The organism is Sphingobacterium yanglingense, from assembly GCF_004363245.1.
In the GTDB taxonomy this organism is placed as follows: Bacteria; Bacteroidota; Bacteroidia; order Sphingobacteriales; family Sphingobacteriaceae; genus Sphingobacterium; species Sphingobacterium yanglingense.
The window spans coordinates 330197-352646 of record NZ_SNYV01000015.1 but is presented as its reverse complement, the minus strand read 5'-3'; the positions used below and the strand labels follow the sequence as shown (position 1 = coordinate 352646).

Sequence of the window (22450 nt, the reverse complement as noted above, 5' to 3'; positions counted from 1 at the left end):
TATATTAAAACTCTGCGTTGTTCGGTGTCCTAGGGAAAGGAATGACATCTCTGATATTGGTCATACCGGTGGTAAATAATACCAAACGCTCGAAGCCTACGCCAAATCCTGAATGTGGAACTGTACCAAAACGACGTGTATCCAAGAACCACTCCATTTCTGAAGCTTCGATACCGACCTCGGCCATGCGCGTCAAAAGCTTTTGTAAGTCTTCTTCACGTTGTGAACCTCCAACCATTTCGCCAATACCTGGGAAAAGGATGTCCATAGCACGTACGGTATGGCGACCTTCCGCATCCGGTTGGTTTTGTTTCATATAGAACGATTTAATCTCACGAGGGTAGTCTGTAAGGATTACAGGCTTCTTGAAGTGCTTTTCGACTAAATAACGTTCGTGTTCTGACTGTAAGTCGGCTCCCCAACCTTCGATAAGGTACTTGAATTGTTTTTTCTGGTTGGGCTTGCTACGCAATAAAATATCTATAGCCTCTGTATAGGTCAAACGTTCGAAGTTGTTTTCCAATACAAAGTTCAATTTCTCAACAAGATTAAGTTCTGAACGCTCTGCTTGCGGTTTCGATTTCTCTTCTTCCAACAATCTGTTTTTCAAGAATTCAATTTCTTCAGGGCATTGCTCTAGCGCATACTTGATGACATATTTCAATAGGTCTTCGGCCAAATCCATGTTGTCCTCCAATTCATAGAATGCCATCTCCGGCTCAATCATCCAGAACTCGGCCAAGTGGCGGGTCGTATTGGAGTTTTCGGCACGGAACGTAGGTCCAAAAGTGTAGATATTGCTAAAAGCTAATGCTGCAAGTTCACCCTCTAACTGTCCGGAGACGGTTAGATTTGTAGCTTTACCAAAAAAGTCTTCCTTGAAATCAACTTTGCCATCTTCAGTCAAAGGTGGGCTGATAGGGTCTAGCGTAGTAACTCTAAACATCTCGCCAGCACCCTCGGCATCAGAACCTGTGATGATAGGAGAGTGGAAATATAGGAAATCGCGTTCTTGAAAGAACTTGTGGATAGCGAATGATAAGGCATTGCGTACCTTGAATATCGCATTGAATGTGCCTGTGCGTACCCGCAAGTGTGCAATCTCACGAAGAAATTCTAAACTGTGTTTTTTAGGTTGCAAAGGGTACTTTTCCGGATCGGAGTCACCGATAATGGAGACTTCTGTTGCTTTTACCTCTACACGTTGACCTTTTCCTTGCGACTCGATTAAATTACCTTTTACACGAACGGCAGCACCCGTAGTGATTCTTTTTAGAATCGCATCAGGCGTGTTTTCAAAATCAACTACGGCTTGGATATTATTGATGGAAGAACCGTCATTGATAGCTATAAATTGGTTATTGCGAAATGTTCTAACCCAGCCTTTTACGATAACTTCTTTTCCAAAATCTTCCGATTGTAATAATTCTTTAATTCGTGTGTGTTCCATTTTTAGTTAAGGGAATTTTTTCTTTTTCTAATACTACAAAAATACGCTATATTATTTGCTAATCGTCAACAAAAGCACAAAATGTTATGCATTTTGATCTTTATTAACGTAGATTTTGTATGAACTGAGGGATTTTTGCTAAATAATCTGCTTCGTCCAATAGTTTGACAAATGCAGTACCTACGATAGCGCCATTGGCATAGGTCGTGGCTTTACGAAATGTCTCTTGATTAGATATACCAAATCCAATGATAAAGGGATTGTCTAGATCCATATCTTTTATCCGTTTGAAGTACGCTTCAGCTTGATCTTTTACTTCTAAGTTTTTGCCGGTGGTGGCATTCGAAGAGAGCAAATAGATAAAGCTACTCGATAGTTTGTCTATCTTACGTATCCGTTCTTCGGATGTCTGTGGCGTCACTAAAAAAATATTGCTGATACCATTTTCCTCAAAAATATGTTGATAGAGCTCCTCGTATTCGTACATAGGCAAGTCTGGAATAATAGTTCCGTTGACACCTACTTCTTTACAGGCTTTACAGAAATTTTCTACTCCAAAACGGATGACTGGATTGACGTAGCCCATTAAGAATACGGGGATGGAGACGTGCTTGCGCAGATCTTGAAGCTGTTCGAACAGAACGCTAAGCGTCATTCCATTTTTGAGCGCTTCTTCGGAACTATGCTGTATAGTTGGTCCATCAGCCACAGGATCTGAATAGGGGAAACCGATTTCCAAAAAATCAGCGCCCGCTTCTTCTAATGCTTTGGCAATGGAAACCGTACTATCCAAAGTGGGATAGCCCGCCGTAAAATATATGGACAATAGTCCGTTTGCGTGTTTGTTGAGTTGCATGTTGTGTTTTGTTAACATGTTATCCAGTGATCTTGTTATCTAGGAGCCTTCGCAACTTGTTAATTCGATAACTTGTTCACTTGATAACTAATACTACAGATTAAAATACTTCATATAGTTGTCGAGGTCTTTGTCGCCACGGCCGGATAAACAGACTACAACGACTTCGTCCCCTTTGAATGTCATCTTTTCGAGGTGTGCCAAGGCATGTGAGCTTTCTATGGCAGGTATGATCCCCTCGAGCTGTGTCAAGCGTAAGCCAGCTTGCATAGCCTCATCGTCGGTGGCTGATACGTACTCGCCACGACCGGATTTAAATAACCAAGCATGCTGCGGGCCTATACCAGGATAATCTAATCCCGCGGAGATGGAGTAGGGCTCCACGACCTGTCCATCCTCTGTCTGCATTAAGATAGAACGGCTACCATGTAGTACGCCTTCCTTGCCTAATACTGTTGTGGCTGCTGTCTCGCCGGAGTCAACACCGTGTCCTGCAGCTTCTACAGCGATAAGACGCACGTCATCATCTACAAAGTTGTAGAACATACCGGCAGCGTTTGAACCTCCGCCCACACAGGCCATCGCAATATCGGGTGTCTCTTTTCCTGTTTTTTCTAATAATTGTATTTTAGTCTCAGCGGATATGATGGACTGGAAGCGGGCAACCATGTCAGGGTAGGGGTGTGGTCCTACTACAGACCCGATGATATAATGTGTATCCAATGGGTTGTTTATCCAATCGCGCAATGCTTCATTGGTCGCATCTTTAAGTGTTTTGCTTCCGGATGTCGCAGGTACTACGGTAGCTCCCATCATTTTCATACGGGCTACATTGGGGGCTTGTCGCTCGATATCAACCTCGCCCATGTATACCACACACTCTAGGCCTTTTAGCGCACATACGGTGGCTGTAGCTACACCATGCTGCCCGGCACCCGTCTCTGCAATAATCCTTTTCTTGCCCAAGCGCTCGGCGAGTAGTATTTGACCTATCGTATTATTGATCTTGTGAGCTCCCGTATGGTTGAGATCTTCTCTTTTCAAAAATATGGTAGCCCCATAGCGCTCAGAGAGTCGCTTGGCATGGTATAACGGTGAAGGACGTCCGACGTAATCCTTGAGTAGCTGATCAAATTCAGCCCGGAACGAAGGGTCATTCATGATTTCTAAATATTGCTGTTCTAATTGTTCAACGTTTGGAAACAGCATCTCCGGAATATAAGCGCCACCAAATGGCCCATAATATCCTCTATTGTCTACCTGATACTTGCTCATGTTGTATGATTGATAATGCTTGTGTTAATGTGTGTATATTCTTTACAGCAGGTTGTTCTTCAAATCTAGAATTTAAATCTAAAGCATAAAGCCTACTGTCATTTATTTTAAGCGCTTCTTTTATATTCTCTAGACCCAGGCCACCGCTTAGGAAATAAGGTGTGGCATAAGGATAATGTGCTAACTCTGACCAAGAGAATGATTGGCCTGTGCCACCATGCTGTGTACTTTTGGTGTCGAACAAAAAGAAGTCAACATCATCTAGGTAACTCGCTAAAGAGGTCCAGTCAAATGTTTCGTCGATTCCAAAGGCTTTGATTACCGTCAGACCTTCTGCTTTTAATGCAGCGCATAATGTCGCAGGCTCATTACCATGCAGCTGTACTGTTTGGAGCTGATAGGATTTGACCTTGTCCATTATAACCGTGAATGTCTCGTTGACAAATACGCCCACTTTTTCAACGCCGTCGGGGACAATAGGAGGAATGCCTTCTTGTACAAAACGAGGGGATTTGGAATAAAAGATAAATCCAATATAAGCTATCGGTAGCTCGATAAGCTGCTTTATATTTTCTACATCCCGCATGCCACAAACCTTTATTTTAATGTTGTTCATGTTTGTTATTCTGTTATCCAGTTATCTTGTTAACATGTTATCTTGTGTCTTGTTCACTCCTTAACTCCCTACCAACTTCTTCAAACTATCCAATGCCTTTAATCCCATTAATGATTCTTCAGCTTCGTAATAGCAGTCACCAAAGCTTTTTTCAGGATGGAATGTCTTTATTGCAAAAGCGGCATTGGTCAGCACGACATTATTCTGCGTACTGTTGCCTTCACCTTGTATGATGTTTTTGAAAATGGAGGCAGCTTCTTCAACACTATCTCCACCAGCCAGCTCTTCGGCTGTGACAGGCTCAAAACCTAGTTCTTCGACTGTGTAGTAATGCTCTCCTGCATTGTTTATCAGTTTAAAATCACCTGTTAAGGATATCTCATCATAGCCATCCAGTGCATGGATTATGCTATATTGCTTGTCTGTGTTTTGGCTCAGGTAGGTGTATAGGCGGGCTAGTTCCAGACTAAATACACCTACGGATTGATACGTTGGATTGGCAGGATTGGTGAGTGGTCCTAGCATATTGAAAAATGTCTTGACACCTAGTGCTTTGCGGATCGGTGCAACTGTTTTCATTGCCGGATGAAATAAAGGAGCATGGAGAAAACAGATGTTCGCTTCGTCCAATTGACGCTGAAGACTTTCCTTATCATTCGTAAACTGATAACCGAGATACTCCATTACGTTGGAAGAACCACAACCAGAGGAAACACCAACATTCCCGTGTTTGGCGACATGGTACCCTGCTCCAGCGACGATAAAGGACGCTAATGTAGAGATATTAAAGGTATTCTTACCATCCCCGCCTGTGCCGCACATATCGATGAGGTCGTACCCTTGGAAGTCGACTTTTAGGCAAAGGTCATACATGGCATCACGGAAGCCCATCAGTTCCTCAACACGGATACTGCGCATGCCGTAGGTGGTCATAAAAGCTGCAATCTGATGACTATCGTACTTTCCTGTAGCGATGTGGGTCAGGATATCATAGGCCTCTTGTCGGCTGAATGATTTGTATTCGAATAGGTGAGTTAATATCTCTTTCATTTGTTAAGTTAAAAAGTCAAAAAATTGTAGTTGAAAAAAAAGCACAAAAAAAAGGCTCGCCGATATGGCAAGCCTCACTATATTTTTGATTGTATCAAATTTAAGCAATAGACATCTGCCACAACATTAACTGTCGTGCCACCACCATGCGTTATTGATTACAAAATTGCTCATTTCTTAGTCGTTATGTACAAATATCAAATAAGTTTTTAAAAATGTCAAGTTTTTTTTGAAATTTTAATAAAGTACAAAATGTGCAAGGTTGTCTCCCTTCGAGACTAGCGTAAAGGAACCAATTTTGCCATTCTCTAGATACACTGCCAGCATTTGTCGCTTACGGTAATGCAGAAAGTACATATTGCCCGTATCTAAACCTTCAGGGTCGATGTCCCGAATTTCTTTTTTTGGCATTTTGTTATACGGTATATAATCGATTTCCTCTAAATTCTTTGCCATAAGGTTAATCCGGACTTCTTCTAGTGAGACTTCAAGGTAATCATAGATTTCGTCCGAAGGATTTTCGACAATCAGGTACTGGCTCAATATAATGTCTACCGCCTTGTTTTCATCGGCCAGATCCCGTATAAATGATTGAATCAGCGTAACATCTTTTGTGTGGTCTTTTGGGGTTGATTCCTGTGCCCACAAGCTGGATGATAGGGTGAATAATATAAGACTGAGGAGTACTTTCATATGTATATGATTTGTTTATCCGTTTGACAAAAGTAATAAAACTTTCATGATTCCTTTTCGATAAAGAATCTATATGAAAGTTCTTGATGACCTTTGAGGATAGACACCATCAGAAAAATTAAGGATTAATCGCGTAGTGTTTTTAGGAAAGGTCGGCTAGATAGCGAAAAGAGGATAAAATAAAAATCGCACTTAGAAAAGTGCGATTTTTATGCTGGATTAATACTCGTCTTCATTGAAAAAGAAATCATCTTTTGTAGGATAATCCGGCCAAATCTCTTCAATGTTTTCATAAGGTTCGCCATCATCTTCTAAAGCTTGAAGATTCTCGATTACTTCTACTGGAGCACCAGAACGAATTGCGTAATCAATTAATTCATCTTTAGTTGCAGGCCATGGCGCATCTTCTAAGTGTGATGCTAATTCTAGAGTCCAATACATAGTATTACAATTTAAGTTCTACTTTTTCCGCAAAAATAGTATTATATTTTAAAATAGCAAGTTAATTGTATATTAAATGTGTTTGTGATTGTTATTGTGTTGGTTAGTAGCTATATGTGTTTTTGTGTTTCTGTTTTTTTGACATTTTGACGACTATCGTTGACACTATCCCACTGCGATTTCATGCGGTTGTACACCAGTTCCTGTATGTCGTCCGACTGTAGCTCGCTAGCCCGTTCGGTAAGGGAGAGGTGTGGAAAGATAGGAGAAAGCACGTGTATTCGAACAACACCGGGCCTAGAACCGAATGCATCACCGCTGTCAAATAATATTTGCCAGGCATTCTGTATGACTACGGGCAGTATCTGTACCTGATTGTCTATAGCAAGTTTGAATGAACCTGATTTAAATTCATGAAGCCGTGGAGGGTATTCGTCATCGATTTTCCCTTCTGGAAAGATAACCACCGATTTTCCTTCTTTTACTAAGCCATCAGCTTTTTTAAATGCTCTGAATGCTGATATTTTGCTCTTTCGATCCACGGTGATATCTATGGTCTTGAAGAAAATACGTGTTACAGGGTTGCGTAATAGCTCCACCTTACCCATGAAGGAAAATGGCTGTGGGCACATAAAGATGATAGCGGTGATATCTAAAATAGAGGTGTGATTGGGGCAGATGATATAAGGGACAGACCAGTCGATTTCGGATTCAAATTCTACCTGGAAGAATATACCTGAAAAGGTGGATGCTAGTAGTGCTATGGCTCGTCTTACTCGGACAATAGCTGCATAGTTCTTTTCAGGGCGGCGGGTCAATACATACAAGAACGGAAATAATAGAATGAAAAAGGATAATAGACATAGGAAATACCATAGTCTGTGTATCTTTCTAAGGATTTGCACCATACGATTTACATTAATGAAAATCGAATTTAAAAAGAAAAAAGGATACCGAGGTATCCTTTTTTAGAAAGTTCTATTTTATGCTGAATCCATATTTCATGTATATTTTCTGGGCGGTTTCTGTTTCCATAAATCGCAAGAAATCATCAGCTGCCTTCGGGTGAGGTGCTTTTTTTAGCTTTGCCGCCATATAGGTAGCAGTGGTATTGAGGTTATCGGGTATTTCTATGCCATCTACAGGATGTCCTTTCAGTTTTTGATAGACCACTTCCGAGGTCCATACAGGGGCAACATCCGCATCGCCATACAGAATACGCATAGGGCTCTCGCGGTGGTGTATCTTGGTGAGGTAAGTGAGGCCAGTAGCGACTTTGTCTTTCATGATTTTGTCCAGTAAAGCGTCGCCTCCCGCTTTCTTATAGGAAGCCTGTATCTGTTCGCCTATACCTTCCCACAGCGGGTTGGGCATAGCAATGCGGATGTGGTCTTGACCAAGGTCATTGAGGGAGGTAATCTTTGCAGGGTTGTCTTTCGGTACCATAAGACAGATGTTGTTGTAGCAATAAATCTGGGTATGGCTGAAATAGTCCTTCATCTCCTCAATAGTACGCTTGCCGGCAGTATAGACATCAGGCTGATGGTCAATACGAAGGTTGCCCAATGTCAACGAACCTCCTTTTATTTGCTTAGCCAATATTCCTGGGGGCAGAGTCTCAACAAATATGCGCTGGTACTGCGGATATTCTTTTTTAAAAGCGGCTAAAAGATCGTCTACAACCATAAATTGATTGCCCGCAAAGAATATGGTTAATTGAGGATTTACAATGTCACCATAAAGATCGGGTACATTGTTAATACCAGGTACAGTGAAATGAACGGCCGATTCGGGAGGTGTATTCCAAGGCGGATCAAAGCGATGATCTTGGGCCTTTCCTAGGGTGCTAGTCAGTAGGAATATGCCGAGAAGTATATTCTTGTAATTCATGATTTCTACGTGTTTTTGTTACGGTTTTACAATAATCCAGCCTTCGCTAGCACGCAAGATGAGCTCCCCATTGCCACTAGGTACGTAAGCAAGGAAGTCATAAAGTTCACTCTTGGCTATCTTTCGTTCTTCTAATGTATTAAGGCATTGGACGACATGGACTCCTTTTTCGATCAAATCCTTTAAAGCAGCTTCATATTGGCTGTTCGATTTTTTGAAGGCCTCTGTTCCACCCGAAAATGCAATCAGTTCGATTTCTAGTTTTCCTTGCAGGCGTGGGTCTTTCAATGCGTTGTTGATATTCCGGAACGCCTTCGCAATTGTCTTGGGGTCATCGCTGTCTAGCTGGTAGATCGCTTTATAGCTTTTCTTTTTAGCTATCGCACCTTGGAATGATTTGTTTTTTGTGATAAATGCACTCTCCTGAGCGTAACTCTGTCCCTGAAATGCTATTGCAAATAGGATGATGCAGGCTGTAATGATGCTGTTGTTCATATGGGTATTATTATTTTTAAAAATTAAATGGTCCGTATTTATGCTGTTCTGCACTTATATTATCCGAATAAGGAGGATAGGCGCAATCTTTTGGTTTCTTTGCGAGATTAGGATAGTCCTTGTCTTTGTCTGCTTTCTTGGGTCTATCAAAAGAATTAATGTATGCAGCGACATCATAAGCCTCAGCGTCGCTCAGAAGAGGCTCTTCAAAGGTCGCTCCCAGTGGCATATTGCCTTTTATAAAGCGAGCAGCGGTAAGCATACGCGCCATTCCTGCACCATCATTGTAGCTATCGGGGCCCCATAATGGTGGATATAGATACCCTCCCGCATTTGGGTTTTTCTGTCCTTGTCCTTGGTCTCCATGGCAGCTCATGCATTTATTCGTATAGATCAACTGGCCTTGCTTGAGATCCGCGGCACGGTCCGGAATTTCTAGTTTTACGAAACCTTGTCCTTCTAGACGTTTGTCATTGCGTGTGCGGGAACTGACCTGTTTGATATAGGTGATAATAGCACGCATCTCTTTACCATTTTCGGGGATTGCTCGTCCATTCATACTACGTTCGAAGCAACCGTTGATCCGTTCTTCTAGCGATTCGATCTTGTCCTCGCGCCCAATGTACATCGGAAAGACCTGGTGCAGGCCGACGTACGGAGCAGCAAAAGCTTTTGTCCCTCCATTGAGGTGGCAATTCGTACAGGCTAGATTATTGCCTATTTTTTTGCCGTCTTCGTAGAAGTAGTCGTAAGTATTTTTTATTAACTTTTCGCCATAGCTCGCCAGTTGTCCCTCGCTGTCTTCTTTAAAAGTGACAGGGATATAGTCTGCTACGTGGTTGATGATGCTGTCGTTTTTTACTTCACTAGCTGTATTTGTTGATGTTCCTTGTTGATAAGCAAAAAGGAAAAGACATACACATAATACCAATGATAGTAAGGCTATCCCGCCGAGTGCTTTTACATAATTGGTTAGTTTCTTATACTCCATCTTTTCGAATAATTGTTTGTACAAATAAACTTGCTTTTGAATTATTCAAAAAGAAAGGAAATATTATAAGGTATAACCAAAAGTTATTTGCAAAAGTTAATTACCTCATACAGAATTGTAAAAATTGATTAGGTATGCCTGTAAGTCCCCCGTATACATGGGTGAAATGAAAATAACGTTCGATCTGTAAATCAGGTATATCTAGTATGGTAAGCCTGTTTTCCAAGATTTCTTTTTGGATAGAGTGGATGGAAAGAAAAGCGAAGCAATCGCGTTCTTGAATATAACGCTTTATACTCTCGGTCGAGGCCAATACCATTTCGATATTGAGTTTGGAAAAATCAATACCGAGGCATCTCACTTTATTTTCGATAACAGAACGTGTGCCAGAGCCTAATTCGCGAACTACCAAGGGGAGTCTGTAAAGGTCTAGGACATCCGGTTTTTTGAGCTGTTTCAGTAGTGCGTTTTGACTATTGGTTACTAATACGAGTTCATCTTTCATGAAAGGGATATATTTCAGTGCCCGGTTGTCTGTAGCCCCTTCGGTGATGCCAAGATCGATTTTGTTTTCAATGAGTAGTTCTTCAATAGCGCGACTATTGTATTGAGAGACTTCAATATGGCTATTGGGGTGTTCGTTCAGAAATTTGGCTAATAGTGAGGGAATGATGTACTGGGATATGGTAGTGCTAGCTCCCAGTATCAGGTGTCCCTTCATATTGGACTGTAGATCGAATATTTCTTGATCTGCTTTGTTGTATAGTTGTATGATCTGTGCAGCATAACGAAATAAGATTTCTCCTGCTTTTGTCAAGATTAGGTTGTTGCCTTTGCGTTCAAAAAGGGAAACACCGAGTTTCTTTTCCAGTTCGATAATGTTTTTGCTGACAGCAGGTTGGGATATGTAGAGTACTGCTGCGGTCTTTGTAAAGTTGAGTTGCTGGGCCGCAGTATGAAAGACCTTAAGTCGAAAATCAAAATCCATAGAAAAAGGGTTATTTTTTTAAAAATAACCCTTTTATTTTTTTATACCGAATTACTTACTTAATTCAGCGTAATATTTGTGAAACAAAGGAATTGTTTCGATACCTTTTAAATAGTTTTCGATACCATATTTCTCGTTTGGAGAGTGTAAGTTGTCACTGTCCAGACCGAATCCTAATAATACCGTTTTGATACCTAATTCTTTTTCGAAAAGTGCAACGATTGGAATAGAACCACCACCGCGCGTAGGAATAGGTTTTTTGTTGAATGTTACTTCCAACGCTTTTTCAGCAGCTTTGTAAGCGATACTGTCCGTCGGTGTTACTACAGGCTCGCCACCGTGGTGTGGTTTTACCTCTACTTTTACCGATTTCGGAGCGATAGCTTCAAAGTGTTCTTTGAATAGCTTTGTAACTCTATCTGAGTTTTGGTTAGGAACCAAACGCATAGAGATTTTAGCATAGGCTTTAGATGGTAATACTGTTTTTGCTCCTTCGCCAATGTAACCACCCCAGATACCGTTTACTTCAAGTGTAGGACGAATACCTGTATGTTCGATAGCAGTATAGCCATTCTCGCCCCACAATTCGCTAACACCTAGGTCTGTTTTGTATTCTTCAACATCAAACGGTGCTTCGTTCAATGCTTTACGCTCTTCTGCTGTCAATTCTAAGACATCATCGTAAAAACCAGGAATGGTGATATGGTTGTTCTCATCGTGTAGGGAAGCAATCATTTTGGATAAAATAGTAGCTGGGTTAGCTACTGCTCCACCGTATACACCTGAGTGTAGATCACGGTTTGGTCCAGTTACTTCTACCTCAACGTAAGAAAGACCGCGTAAGCCTGTCTCTATCGATGGGTTTTCTAAGCTGATCATAGAGGTATCTGAGATAACAATAACGTCCGCTTTTAGACGCTCTTTGTTAGCTGCAACGAAGATACCTAGGTTTTCAGAACCTACTTCTTCTTCACCCTCGATCATAAACTTGATGTTACATGCCAATTGGTTATTTGTAACCATGTATTCGAATGCTTTTACGTGCATATAGAACTGACCTTTGTCATCGGCAGCACCACGAGCATAGATCTTCCCATCACGGACTGTAGGTTCGAATGGAGGAGTGTCCCAAAGCTCTAAAGGGTCAGCAGGCTGTACGTCATAGTGACCATATACTAACACTGTTGGCAAAGATGGGTCAAATATTTTTTCACCATATACAATAGGGTATCCAGCTGTAGGGCATATTTCTACATTTTCAGCGCCAGCATCCTGAAGTTTTTTAGCCACGAATTCTGCGGTATTCAATACACCCTCTTTGTATTGAGGGTCAGCACTTACGGAAGGAAAGCGCAATAATTCAAATAGTTCGTTTAAGAAGCGTTCTTTATTAGCTTCTACATAATCTTTGATGTTTTGCATGTCAAAAAATGATTTAATACAAAGGTAAGTATTTTGAAACGGTATTCCTGCTTTTTTGGAAGGCTCTTTAGTGTAATAAAAAGTCACGTTTTTCTATCTTTTTAGCGATAAGGTGTAACATTTTTCATTTTTGTACAACTAATACTGAAAAATAGTTGATACGTAGTTTTATTAGATCCTTTTATGAGAGGTATACTTCTTTGTTTTATGTTAATGTCCGGGTTGTATTTTAAAGGATACTCCCAAAATGTAGTTACAGGTAAGGTCGTGGATGCGACAGATAAGAAAAGCCTGGAAAATGCAACAATTATGTTGCTGAAAACACAAGATTCCACATTGGTCGACTATGGAAGGTCGGATGTTGGAGGTAAGTTCCAGTTGAAAAGACCCGCAAATGGCTCGTATCTCGTAATTGTTTCCTATCCAAAGTATGCCGATTTCTATGAGACGGTAACGGGTGGAACGACAAGTTCGAACCTCGGTGAGTTGGGGCTGACAAGTGTTGCTCACCTGATTGAAGAAGTGGTCGTAAAGCGAAGAGCCGCTATAACAATTAAAGGGGATACAACCGAATACGATGCTTCTCAGTTTAAGATGGAGGCAAATGCGAAAGTGGAGGACCTTTTTAAGGCATTACCAGGTATTACAGTAGATGCTTCGGGTAAGATTACAGCGCAAGGTAAGACGGTTAAAAAGGTACTGGTAGACGGAGAAGAGTTCTTTGGGAATGATCCCACCTTAGTGACGCGCAATCTCCGTTCGGATATGGTGGATAAAGTGCAGGTATACGAAAAGAAGTCTGACCAGACGGAGCGGACCGGTGTAGATGATGGGGTGCGTGAGCAGACTATTAATGTAAAACTGAAAGACGGTGCGAAGAACGGTTTCTTTGGAAAGGCCCTGGCTGGTGGTGGTACAGATAAGTACTATATGGGACAGCTCATGTTCAATAAGTTCAAAGGTCCTCAGAAGGTGTCTGTATATGGTTTATTCGGGAACAACGGAACTACAACGATGAATTGGGAAGATGCCCAAAAGTTTGGTGTAGATGTCGATGCCTCTTTTGAAGGTGGAGTGATGAAGGTGAATGATCCCTTTTCCGGAGAAGGAGTGACAGGAATACCACGTGCAATCAATACGGGAGTAAACTTTACAGATAGATGGAAGGGGGATAGATACCGGCTGAACCTAAACTATAAGTATGGAAAGATTGCTGCGGATGGTGAGGAAAGCACTATAATGTCTGGTATTATCAACAGTGAGACCACGAAGAAAGTGGATACGGATAATGATCAACACCGTGTCAACCTGCGTCTGGAAACAAAGATCGATTCACTAAATGAAATATTGATTACAGGATCAGCTAGCCGGAAGAAATTGTGGAGTAATACAGTTACTAACTCTACAAACTACGCGGATACGGTTACGAAAAACGAGAGTAAAGAAGATATAGACAATAAGGTCAATAGTTATGATTTCGATGCATTATACACCAAAAAATTCTTGAAAAAAGGACGGGTTTTCTCTTTGAATGCAGCAGGTAGTAAGAGTGAAACTATTGGGACAGGTACTTTGTACTCTGAGCTGATTAAGGATCCGGGAGGAAAACTGCCAACTACAGACCAATTTAAAAACACAAAGCAGGAGCTCAGTAAAGTGCAGGGTAGGGTTACCTATACAGAGCCCCTGACACGAGAATTGAACCTATCGGTGGCTTACGGTATCGTCAGTGTAAAGAATGCATCGCTCTTGGAGTCTCTTAATAAGGGGACTAGCGGAAAATATGATGTTTTGGACCCTAAGTACAGTAGTAGTTATGACTTTAATAGATTGAGTAATAATTATGATGTCACTATGGCTTACCAAGGAGAAAAGCTGGAAGCTAATCTAACAAATACGTTTAATGATGACCGTTTAAAACAGATCAATAATTACGACAATAGGGCGTTGAATAGAAACTTCTTTACCTATAATCCGAGATTGACGACGACCTATAAGTTCTCTATGGCCAAAGCGCTGAGACTGTCGTATTCGGGGCAAAACCAACTGCCGTCTCTAAATCAGATACAGCCCATCATGAATAACTCGGATCAATTAAATATCTACAATGGTAACGAGGATCTAAATCCGGCTTTTACGAATACATTTGAAGGGTTTTATCATAGTTTTAATCTATTATCAAATCAATTCAAATATTTAGGGGGAACAGTTACCTTAACGAAGGACCCGATCACGCAGAATATTACAACCAGTAATGGGGTCAATTATTACCGTTGGGATAATATGACTGGTAAACAGGATTTCTCTGCATCCATGTACGGAGGGTATCACTTTAGATTGAACAAAGCATTGATGTTGGAGAATTCAGTCAGTTTGGTTTTGGGAGTTAATAGGAATAATAACTTCTTTAATAGTGAAGCTAATTTAGTGAAGTCGCAGAACTACACGTTCAGTTATGAGATAAAAAGGGAAACAAAAACGGGCTTGAATTTTACGACGAAAATAAGTCCTCAATACAGACAGATGACCTCCAACTTGAGTCCGGAACGAGATAATAGTGGTTTTGTATTTGGTGTATCTGGCGGCATTGAGTATTTCTTATCCAGCTCATTCAAGATATATACCAATTATGACTATTCGTACGAAGCACCTACGGACGCATTTGACCAGAAGCTGGAAAGATTTTTGGTGCATCCTGGAATCAGTAAAAAGTTCTTTAAGAATGAATCGCTCATGTTGGATTTTACAATCAATGACGTGTTTAATCAGAACTTAGGATATTCTAGAACTCAATCAAACTCTGTGTTTACCCAGAGGCGTTTTGATACCATAAGACGGTATTATATGTTGAAGTTGTCTTGGGATTTTAATAAAATGTTTGTGAAATAATGATGAGAATGAAGAATATAATGATGCTGTTGGCCCTTTTTGTACTGGGCCATACAGCTACAGCACAGTTTGCCATGTTTGGAAAATCGGGAGTGGTGACTTATGATAAAACCATGTATATTAAGAATATCATGCGTAAGCAGTACCTGGATAAATCGGATGATCGTTCTAGGTCTCAGTTTGAGTCGATGATACCCAATGCACCGGAGAATCTAGTATTGAAAAAGACATTGAAATTTAATGGGAATGAGACTTTGTTTGAACCTGTTAAACAGGATCTGGATGCGGAAATTAAGCAGTTTATTATGATGTTGGCTATAGACTTTGATGCGACTACGTTGTCTGATTTAAAGACTAAAGATTATAAACGATACAATGATATTATCGGACAAAAGATAGTTATACAGGACACCGTAAAAACGATTGAATGGAAGGTCACTGATGAGTACCGAGAGATTGCAGGTTACAATTGTAGGCGGGCCAATGGTATTACGCCAGACTCCACCTATGTAATAGGTTATTATAGTAATGAGCTTTTGACAAATGGAGGTCCAGAATCTATTAACGGTCTACCGGGACTGATTTTGGGTTTGGTAGTACCCAGCCAACATGTTTCTTACTTTGCTACGAAAGTAGAGCTTATGGATAATGTCGTATTGGATAAAAAACTGTTTAATAATACGAAGACAAAACGGATGAATAGGACTGATATCGCTAAAATGATGAACGATACTTTCAGCAGTTTTCTAAATAAAGAGACGATAGATTATGTTATCAAGTTAGCCCTGATGTAGCTAGGAGTCAAGTTTTAGGAACCAAAAAATCCCGTTCTGAGCAATTCAGAACGGGATTTTTTATTGTATAATCTAAAATAGATTATTTTTTTCCGTCGTTTTTCTTTGCAGTTACTTCGTTACGGATGTCTTGTGCTAAAGTCTTAATGTCTTGTAAGCCTTTACGTACGCGAGTACCTGCAGCAGAGTTACCATTGTTGAAGAATTTTTCAGCATCAGCTTCGATTGAAGCAACTAGTTCTTTTAATTTAGTGTAGTTTTCCATTTTAATTAATATAATTTAGTTTCTAAATATTTGCACTAAGATGTAATAAATATACAAAAACAACAAATACAAAAGTAATTAAATCCTATTTTTTTGTTGAAAAAAACAATTTAATAGCGATTATTCTACAATTGTAAGTTCGTCGATGATGTTTTTTGCACCAGCGAATTTATCAATGACAAACAGAACATATCTGATGTCTACTGAAATAGTCCGTTGTAGTTTAGGGTCAAAGATCACATCGCCAGCCATGGCTTCAATATTACCATCAAAAGCCAAGCCAATTAATTCTCCTTTAGCATTTAATACAGGAGAACCCGAGTTTCCACCAGTGATATCTTGGTCACTTAGGAAGTTTACAGGCATGTAGCCATCTTTGTCTGCATAGCGGCCATAGTCTTTTTGTTCGTACAAATCGATAAGTCTTTTTGGTAAATCGAACTCCTCGTCATTTGGTTTGTATTTCGCTATTGTGCCCTTTAAAGTGGTGTAATTGTTTACTTTAGCATCATTACGAGGGTCGCTAGGAAGTGCTCTGATCGTACCATAAGTAAGGCGTAAGGTACTATTCGCATCTGGATAGTATTTGCCTTTTGGATTCATCTCTAAGAAACCTGCAATATATTTACGGAAGGCTGCTTGAAAATTATCTTCACGTTGCTCTTGTTCGGCCGTGCGCTCTCTGTATTTGGTCATTAAGGCCTCAGAGATTTTGAACAAAGGATCTTGGCTGATGACAGAAGCTGAAGGATTATCCAAGAATGCTTCTAGTTTTGATTGCGAACCGAAAACGCTATTGTCGAATGCAGCTTTTATCGTTGTGTTGAAGTTTTTGCTGTTCTGTGTTGCCAATTCTGCGATATATGGAGCAATCTGCCCAGCTTTTGCGCTATAGAGATTCAACTCGTCAGCTAATACGTCTATTTCCAAAGGAATGTAAGCCTTTTCGTAGGTTTCTTGGATCCCAGCTTCAAAACGTGGACGCATTTGCTTGCGTGCAGCTTCATTAGCTTCAGCATATTGTTTTAATGCACTACCAATGCTATAAGGGAACGAAGCAAAAGTAGACGAGCGAATCATACCAGTTAGGTAGTTGTCATGACGTGCTTTTTCGTTGGTAGCAGTGTAGTAGTCGTTGATCGTTTTAATAACATCACCGTACTTTTCTTTGTTTTCTTTTTTGTTGGCCCACTTCTCGAAGTTGCTTTCTAATGTGCGTTTTGCATTCGCCGTGTTGTGTTTAGACAAGGCATCAATCATACCTTGACGGTTTTTCCAATAGTTGGCAACACCTGAGTATTGAGAAGCATAGTTGATATTTACGGCTTGGTCTTTTTCCATGTGTCTTTTCATGGCATCCATACCTGTTTTGGAAGCTTCTACCCAAGCAGGGTATGCATATTTGACGTTTTGGTCAATTCCAGCAGCAGGCATCCAGCGATTGGTACGGCCAGGGTATCCTAGAATCATGGAGAAGTCGCCTTCTTTAATACCTTTTAGACTGATAGGTAAATGATATTTAGGTTTCAACGGTACGTTTTCTTTGGAGTAAGGGGCAGGATTTCCGTCTTTATCAGCATAGACTCTGAAAACAGAGAAATCGCCAGTGTGACGCGGCCACTCCCAGTTGTCGGTGTCACCACCGAATTTACCGATGCTGTTTGGAGGTGTACCTACTAGACGTACGTCTTCATAGTCCTGATATACGAAGTAGTAATACTCGTTACCGTTATAAAATGATTTGACAGAAACGATGTATTTGCCGTTTTCGCTGTTTTCTTTTTCAATTTTAGCGATCTCCTGGTTGATGATTTTCTGTCTTTCTTTTTCAGACATCTTATCATTTACTAAGCTTAATATACGTTTTGAAACATCGTCCATACGTACAAAGAAGCGTACCGAAAGAGACTTTGGCTTCAACTCCTCGCTGTGGTTTTTGGCCCAGAAACCATTGGTCAGGTAATCATGCTCCGGAGAGGATAATTCTGCAATGGCACCGTATCCACAGTGGTGGTTGGTCATAACAAGGCCTGATCCAGATACGATTTCGGCTGTACAACCTCCAGCAAACTGTACAATAGCATCTTTTAAGCTGGAATTGTTAATGCTGTAAATTTCTTCAGCGGTCAGTTTAAGACCTTTTTTTTGCATGTCAGCTTCGTTCAGACGCTTTAAATGCATGAGGAACCACATTCCCTCATCTGCCATGGTAGTCAAGGTGACTGCACATAGCACTAATAACGATACTATTTTCTTCATTCTAATTATTTTTTCTGAAACAAAATTGCTTTAAATCGCTGGCAAAACAAAATTTTGAAAAATAAAGTTTGGAAGTAATATCTATCTGCATTCTCCTGTCTTATGACTTACAACTAATATCTTTTTCATTATCTTTGTAAGATGCAGGTATCGTTCGAAGATTTTAAACTCAATAAGCAAATACTAGACGCAATCGCGGAGGCAGGTTACACGGAGCCTACGGAGATTCAGCAGAAGGCTATAACACCCCTTCTAGCTGGACAGGATGTGATGGGAATAGCGCAGACAGGGACAGGTAAAACAGCTGCTTTTGTGTTGCCTTTATTGATGAAGCTAAAGTATGCTCAGGGTATGGACCCTAGGGCTTTAATATTGAGCCCGACTCGTGAACTGGCTATGCAGATCGAAGAGCATATCCGTCTCTTCTCAACCTATCTGGATCTCCGGACAGTACTTTTGTATGGTGGGTTGGGACCGAAGACCCAGAAGGAACAACTGGAGAAAGGCTGTGATATTATAGTCGCAACTCCGGGGCGTTTCCTTGACTTATATCTCGATGGATATATCAATACCAAATCGTTGAAGTTTTTGGTGATGGATGAAGCGGATAAGATGATGGATATGGGATTCATCAGTAAAATACACCGTGTATTGGAGATAGTTCCTCGCAAACGCCAAAATCTTTTGTTTTCGGCGACGATGAGTGAGCTGGTTCGAAAGATTGCAGGTGATTTTTTGGCATTTCCTACAGTAATTGAAGTTACCGAGCAAGCTACACCGGCAAAGACGGTGTCACAGACGCTCTATCGGGTGCCCAATCTTAAGACTAAGATTAATCTTTTGCAACATCTATTTAAAGACGATGAGGCATTTCACCGTGTTATCGTATTTTGTAAGACCAAAGAAGTTGCCGATAATGTATTCGGTTATTTAGACCGAAAATATGGTGAAGATAATGTACGTGTAATCCATGCGAATAAAGGGCAGAACACACGGATAAATTCTATCAATGCATTTAAATCGGGTGAGATTCGGTTTTTGGTGGCTACCGATGTAGCGGCTAGAGGATTGGATGTTTCCAACGTAAGTCATGTGATTAATTTTGATGTGCCTATCGTGATTGAAGACTATGTACATCGGATTGGACGTACAGGACGTGCCTTTAATAAAGGGGATGCTATCACTTTTGCAAACCCAGCAGAAGAGTATTATGTAGAAAAGATTGAAAAGCTAATTCGTCAATCTATTCCGGTTGCGGAGTTACCAGAAGATGTCTTTGTGGAGAAAACTCCATTCGATGAACGGCAAACTATAGCCCGGGAAATCGATAATCAAAAGAAAAAAGATAATCCTGACTTTAAAGGGGCTTTTCATGAGAAGAAGTTTATTATTAAACAAAAGGAGGCGTTAAAATCCGGCTATAAGCCGAAAAAGACAGCCCCTAAATCCTCCGGAGTAAAGAAGAAGAAGGGCAAGAAGTTTAAAAATAGTTAATCTGTGAAGCTAACGCCCTTAAATATTACTTTGGCCTGTATCTTGGTATGGGTGATTTCTGAGTGGAGCAGTGAACAGGAGAAGATTATGTCTTGGGGCTGGTTGTTGGTTCTGACCGTGTTCTTGGCATTGATAGATTTGGGATTTCGCTTGTTCTTTAAAGACCTAAAGCGAATATGGTTTCTACAGATTGGTTTTATACTGCTTGTCGGTATACTGATGGTTATATTGAAAATGCAATAAGGAAGCCCAAAGGCTTATATAATATCAATAACCAGTGGGGACGTTATTTATGCAGCTTCTCTACAGGTATTAAAAATTAAACAATAGGATGAAAAAAGCAGAAATAAAATTGAACGTCGAGTTGGACGAAAATAATGTTCCAGAAGTAATTCAATGGTCTTCTACGGATGGAGAGACTTCAGATACGTTGCCAGCGAAGGCAATGTTCTTGTCATTATGGGATGCACAGTATAAGAATTCCTTACGTATTGACTTATGGACTAAAGATATGCCGTACGATGAGATGAAACGCTTTTTTTATGAGACGATGCAAACCATGGGGGATTCTTTTTTAAGAGCGTCTGGTGGTGACCCAATGGCAGAGAAAGTAATCGGTGACCTCCGTGATTATTGTGCGCACTTTGCGGATAAGATGGAAGTATTGGAAGGAGAGGGCTAGTATGAATTATTTCTTAGTAAAATCAGAACCCTTTAAATATAGCTGGGAACAGTTTAATAAAGATGGGGAGACATTCTGGGATGGCGTACGTAATTATCAGGCCCGGAATAATATGAAGTCGATGAAGGTCGGAGACCTCGTTCTTTTCTATCATAGTAACGAAGGCAAAGAGGTGGTTGGTGTAGCTAAGGTCGTAAAGGAATACTACCAGGATCCTACGACGGAAGATCCCAAATGGGTAGTGGTAGATCTTGCTCCGGTAGAGACTTTGAAGAAGCCAGTTACACTAGAAATGGTAAAGGCAGATGAGTTCTTACAGAATATTGCGCTTGTAAAACAGGGGCGGCTGTCGGTGATGCCGCTCAAGCAAGAAGAATTTGACCGTATCCTAGAGTTGGGAAATGGATAATTCTATTCATAAAGAGAAAAGGTTCAGTTTATCAAACTGAACCTTTTTTATTTAATGACTTTTTGCATGGCTTATAAGCTTCTTTAAGCTTTTTGAATCTTTCATTTCCATTTTTCCGGCAAGAATCAAACGTAACTCTCTACGCTGTAATGCTTCGTCGTACAAATGGATTTCTTCTTCCGTCTCTGGGATAAGGTCCGCAACTCTTTTGGGTTTGGTGTTTTCATCGACCGCTACAAAAGTGTAATAAGCCTCATTGCTCTTGACTTTGGTCCCTTCGGGCAGATTGTGAGCGAATATCTCCATACGTACTTCCATAGAAGAGTTGAAAGCACGTGATACTTTGGCTTGAATGGTAACCACCTCACCTAATTTGATCGATCTCTTGAACGAAACATTATCTACAGATACCGTTACCACAGGACTATTGGAGTGTTTCTGTGCCGCCATAGCAGAGCAAATGTCCATCCAGTATAATAGTCTGCCCCCCATTAGATTACCAAAGGTATTCGTGTCGTTTGGTAAAACTAATTCGTTCATTTCGGTGTACGAATCTTTTGCTTTTTTCCCTTCCATCTAGCTGTTATGTTGTTTTAGTTGTTCGTCAATTTTTTGCAAAGATACGACAAAAGGAGTAGGTGTAAAGCCTAAAACAGTCCGTGCTTTGTCAAGAACAAAGCCTGTTCTAGCTGGACGGTTTTGGTCCTGACCAATGTCTTTGGCTGTGATGGAGCTAATCAAGGACTTGTCTAGATTCCAATAGTCAGCGACTTGATATACGACTTCTTCTATACTATATAGCTCTGAGCCGGATATATGGAATAGGCCCTGTGCTTCTTTTTTCATGGCTAGAAAGCAGGCCTGAGCGAGATCGTCGACCCAAGTGGGCATACGCCATTGGTCGCGCACGACACGGATGGGATTGCCCTCTTCCAGTTGTTTTTTTGCCCATAGTACAAGGTTGCCGCGCTTAGAGTCTGAGATGCAGCCGTATACCAGAATGGTTCTTAATATGGCTATTTTGCCCTCTAATGTGAGGAGCGACTCTTCTGCTCTTACTTTACTCTCTCCATAGGCATTGACCGGAGCTGTGAGGTCTTCTTCTTTATAAGGCCCCTGTATCCCGTCGAATACGAAATCTGTAGACAAGAATGTCAAATGCGCATTGTGGGAGGTAGCATATTCTCCTAAAAATGTGGTCAGGTCTACATTTATTCGTTGCGCCATATCCGGATTGTCAACACAGGATTCTACACTGCTCAGTGCCGCTGTGTGTAAGATGTGGGTCGGACGAAATGCTGTAAGCAAATCATTAAGAGCTTCGAGATCTATAAGGTCGCATTGCCTAAAAGAGGACGAGGGAAGGTCTTTATTTCTATTGGCTGTCTTGGATACGCCTAAAAGAACACCTTCTATTTGATTATGCTGCCACAATTCGCAGAATTTTTGAGCAACAAAGCCGTTGGATCCAGTGATTAATATGCGCATACG

23 protein-coding genes are annotated in these 22450 nt (G+C 40.8%); 6 read left to right on the top strand and 17 right to left on the bottom strand.

The annotated features are described in order from the left end of the window. Positions 1 to 4: 4 nt before the first annotated feature. The 13 genes from asnS to CLV99_RS15240 all read right to left on the bottom strand — a co-directional run bounded on the left by asnS (position 5) and on the right by CLV99_RS15240 (position 12167). On the bottom strand, positions 5 to 1450 hold the full coding sequence (gene asnS, locus CLV99_RS15300) for an asparagine--tRNA ligase (RefSeq protein ID WP_133585384.1): 1446 nt from the start codon (positions 1448 to 1450) through the stop codon (positions 5 to 7). A gap of 103 nt (positions 1451 to 1553) precedes the next feature. After that, on the bottom strand, positions 1554 to 2306 hold the full coding sequence (gene trpA / locus CLV99_RS15295; RefSeq protein WP_133585383.1) for a tryptophan synthase subunit alpha: 753 nt from the start codon (positions 2304 to 2306) through the stop codon (positions 1554 to 1556). A 93-nt stretch (positions 2307 to 2399) separates the two neighbouring features. Further along, a complete protein-coding gene (trpB, locus tag CLV99_RS15290) occupies positions 2400 to 3581 on the bottom strand; it encodes a tryptophan synthase subunit beta (RefSeq protein ID WP_133585382.1) in 1182 nt (393 codons plus the stop codon). Continuing rightward, positions 3556 to 4197: a phosphoribosylanthranilate isomerase gene (locus CLV99_RS15285; RefSeq protein WP_133585381.1), complete on the bottom strand. Its 642-nt coding sequence runs from the start codon at positions 4195 to 4197 to the stop codon at positions 3556 to 3558. The genes trpB and CLV99_RS15285 overlap by 26 nt, the downstream gene beginning before the upstream one ends. Positions 4198 to 4257: 60 nt before the next feature. Then, positions 4258 to 5247, bottom strand: a complete 990-nt coding sequence (trpD, locus tag CLV99_RS15280; RefSeq protein WP_133585380.1) for an anthranilate phosphoribosyltransferase — start codon at positions 5245 to 5247, stop codon at positions 4258 to 4260. A 237-nt stretch (positions 5248 to 5484) separates the two neighbouring features. Continuing rightward, entirely contained in the window at positions 5485 to 5940 is a 456-nt protein-coding gene (locus CLV99_RS15275) for a hypothetical protein (RefSeq protein ID WP_133585379.1), read from the bottom strand. A 219-nt stretch (positions 5941 to 6159) separates the two neighbouring features. Then, positions 6160 to 6381: a DUF2795 domain-containing protein gene (locus tag CLV99_RS15270; RefSeq protein ID WP_002996718.1), complete on the bottom strand. Its 222-nt coding sequence runs from the start codon at positions 6379 to 6381 to the stop codon at positions 6160 to 6162. Between the two features lie 110 nt (positions 6382 to 6491). Next, positions 6492 to 7289 (bottom strand): lysophospholipid acyltransferase family protein, encoded by a 798-nt coding sequence (locus CLV99_RS15265; RefSeq protein ID WP_133585378.1) that lies wholly within the window; start codon positions 7287 to 7289, stop codon positions 6492 to 6494. 70 nt (positions 7290 to 7359) lie between these two features. Beyond that, complete coding sequence (locus CLV99_RS15260) at positions 7360 to 8271, bottom strand: molybdate ABC transporter substrate-binding protein (protein ID WP_133585377.1); 912 nt, start codon at positions 8269 to 8271, stop codon at positions 7360 to 7362. Positions 8272 to 8289: 18 nt separating this feature from the next. Then, complete coding sequence (locus CLV99_RS15255) at positions 8290 to 8766, bottom strand: DsrE family protein (protein ID WP_133585376.1); 477 nt, start codon at positions 8764 to 8766, stop codon at positions 8290 to 8292. A 16-nt stretch (positions 8767 to 8782) separates the two neighbouring features. Next, a complete protein-coding gene (locus CLV99_RS15250; RefSeq protein ID WP_133585375.1) occupies positions 8783 to 9757 on the bottom strand; it encodes a c-type cytochrome in 975 nt (324 codons plus the stop codon). 100 nt (positions 9758 to 9857) lie between these two features. Continuing rightward, on the bottom strand, positions 9858 to 10745 hold the full coding sequence (locus CLV99_RS15245; RefSeq protein ID WP_133585374.1) for a LysR family transcriptional regulator: 888 nt from the start codon (positions 10743 to 10745) through the stop codon (positions 9858 to 9860). 51 nt (positions 10746 to 10796) lie between these two features. Continuing rightward, on the bottom strand, positions 10797 to 12167 hold the full coding sequence (locus CLV99_RS15240; RefSeq protein ID WP_133585373.1) for a dipeptidase: 1371 nt from the start codon (positions 12165 to 12167) through the stop codon (positions 10797 to 10799). 183 nt (positions 12168 to 12350) lie between these two features. Between CLV99_RS15240 and CLV99_RS15235 the strand changes: the two genes are divergently transcribed. Both CLV99_RS15235 and CLV99_RS15230 read left to right on the top strand, forming a co-directional pair. Then, the gene (locus CLV99_RS15235; RefSeq protein WP_133585372.1) at positions 12351 to 15056 is read left to right on the top strand and encodes an outer membrane beta-barrel protein; all 2706 of its coding nucleotides are present in this window, start codon (positions 12351 to 12353) and stop codon (positions 15054 to 15056) included. 8 nt (positions 15057 to 15064) lie between these two features. Beyond that, entirely contained in the window at positions 15065 to 15850 is a 786-nt protein-coding gene (locus CLV99_RS15230) for a GLPGLI family protein (protein WP_162850132.1), read from the top strand. An 82-nt stretch (positions 15851 to 15932) separates the two neighbouring features. On the opposite strand, the gene CLV99_RS15225 is transcribed toward CLV99_RS15230, so the two are convergent. Both CLV99_RS15225 and CLV99_RS15220 read right to left on the bottom strand, forming a co-directional pair. Further along, a complete protein-coding gene (locus CLV99_RS15225) occupies positions 15933 to 16115 on the bottom strand; it encodes a hypothetical protein (RefSeq protein ID WP_021068808.1) in 183 nt (60 codons plus the stop codon). Positions 16116 to 16235: 120 nt separating this feature from the next. Further along, entirely contained in the window at positions 16236 to 18374 is a 2139-nt protein-coding gene (locus CLV99_RS15220) for a S46 family peptidase (protein ID WP_133585370.1), read from the bottom strand. A 141-nt stretch (positions 18375 to 18515) separates the two neighbouring features. On the opposite strand from CLV99_RS15220, the gene CLV99_RS15215 reads away from it, so the two are divergent. The 4 genes from CLV99_RS15215 to CLV99_RS15200 all read left to right on the top strand — a co-directional run bounded on the left by CLV99_RS15215 (position 18516) and on the right by CLV99_RS15200 (position 20959). Continuing rightward, on the top strand, positions 18516 to 19868 hold the full coding sequence (locus CLV99_RS15215; RefSeq protein WP_133585369.1) for a DEAD/DEAH box helicase: 1353 nt from the start codon (positions 18516 to 18518) through the stop codon (positions 19866 to 19868). A 3-nt stretch (positions 19869 to 19871) separates the two neighbouring features. Continuing rightward, positions 19872 to 20111: a hypothetical protein gene (locus CLV99_RS15210; protein ID WP_133585368.1), complete on the top strand. Its 240-nt coding sequence runs from the start codon at positions 19872 to 19874 to the stop codon at positions 20109 to 20111. A gap of 88 nt (positions 20112 to 20199) precedes the next feature. Next, positions 20200 to 20550 (top strand): gliding motility protein GldC, encoded by a 351-nt coding sequence (gene gldC, locus CLV99_RS15205; RefSeq protein WP_133585367.1) that lies wholly within the window; start codon positions 20200 to 20202, stop codon positions 20548 to 20550. Between the two features lies 1 nt (position 20551). Further along, positions 20552 to 20959 (top strand): EVE domain-containing protein, encoded by a 408-nt coding sequence (locus CLV99_RS15200; protein ID WP_133585366.1) that lies wholly within the window; start codon positions 20552 to 20554, stop codon positions 20957 to 20959. 51 nt (positions 20960 to 21010) lie between these two features. Here CLV99_RS15200 and CLV99_RS15195 read toward each other — a convergent pair whose 3' ends face one another. Beyond that, on the bottom strand, positions 21011 to 21535 hold the full coding sequence (locus tag CLV99_RS15195) for an acyl-CoA thioesterase (protein ID WP_133585365.1): 525 nt from the start codon (positions 21533 to 21535) through the stop codon (positions 21011 to 21013). Then, positions 21536 to 22447 (bottom strand): SDR family oxidoreductase, encoded by a 912-nt coding sequence (locus CLV99_RS15190; protein ID WP_246032780.1) that lies wholly within the window; start codon positions 22445 to 22447, stop codon positions 21536 to 21538. Positions 22448 to 22450: the final 3 nt, after the last annotated feature.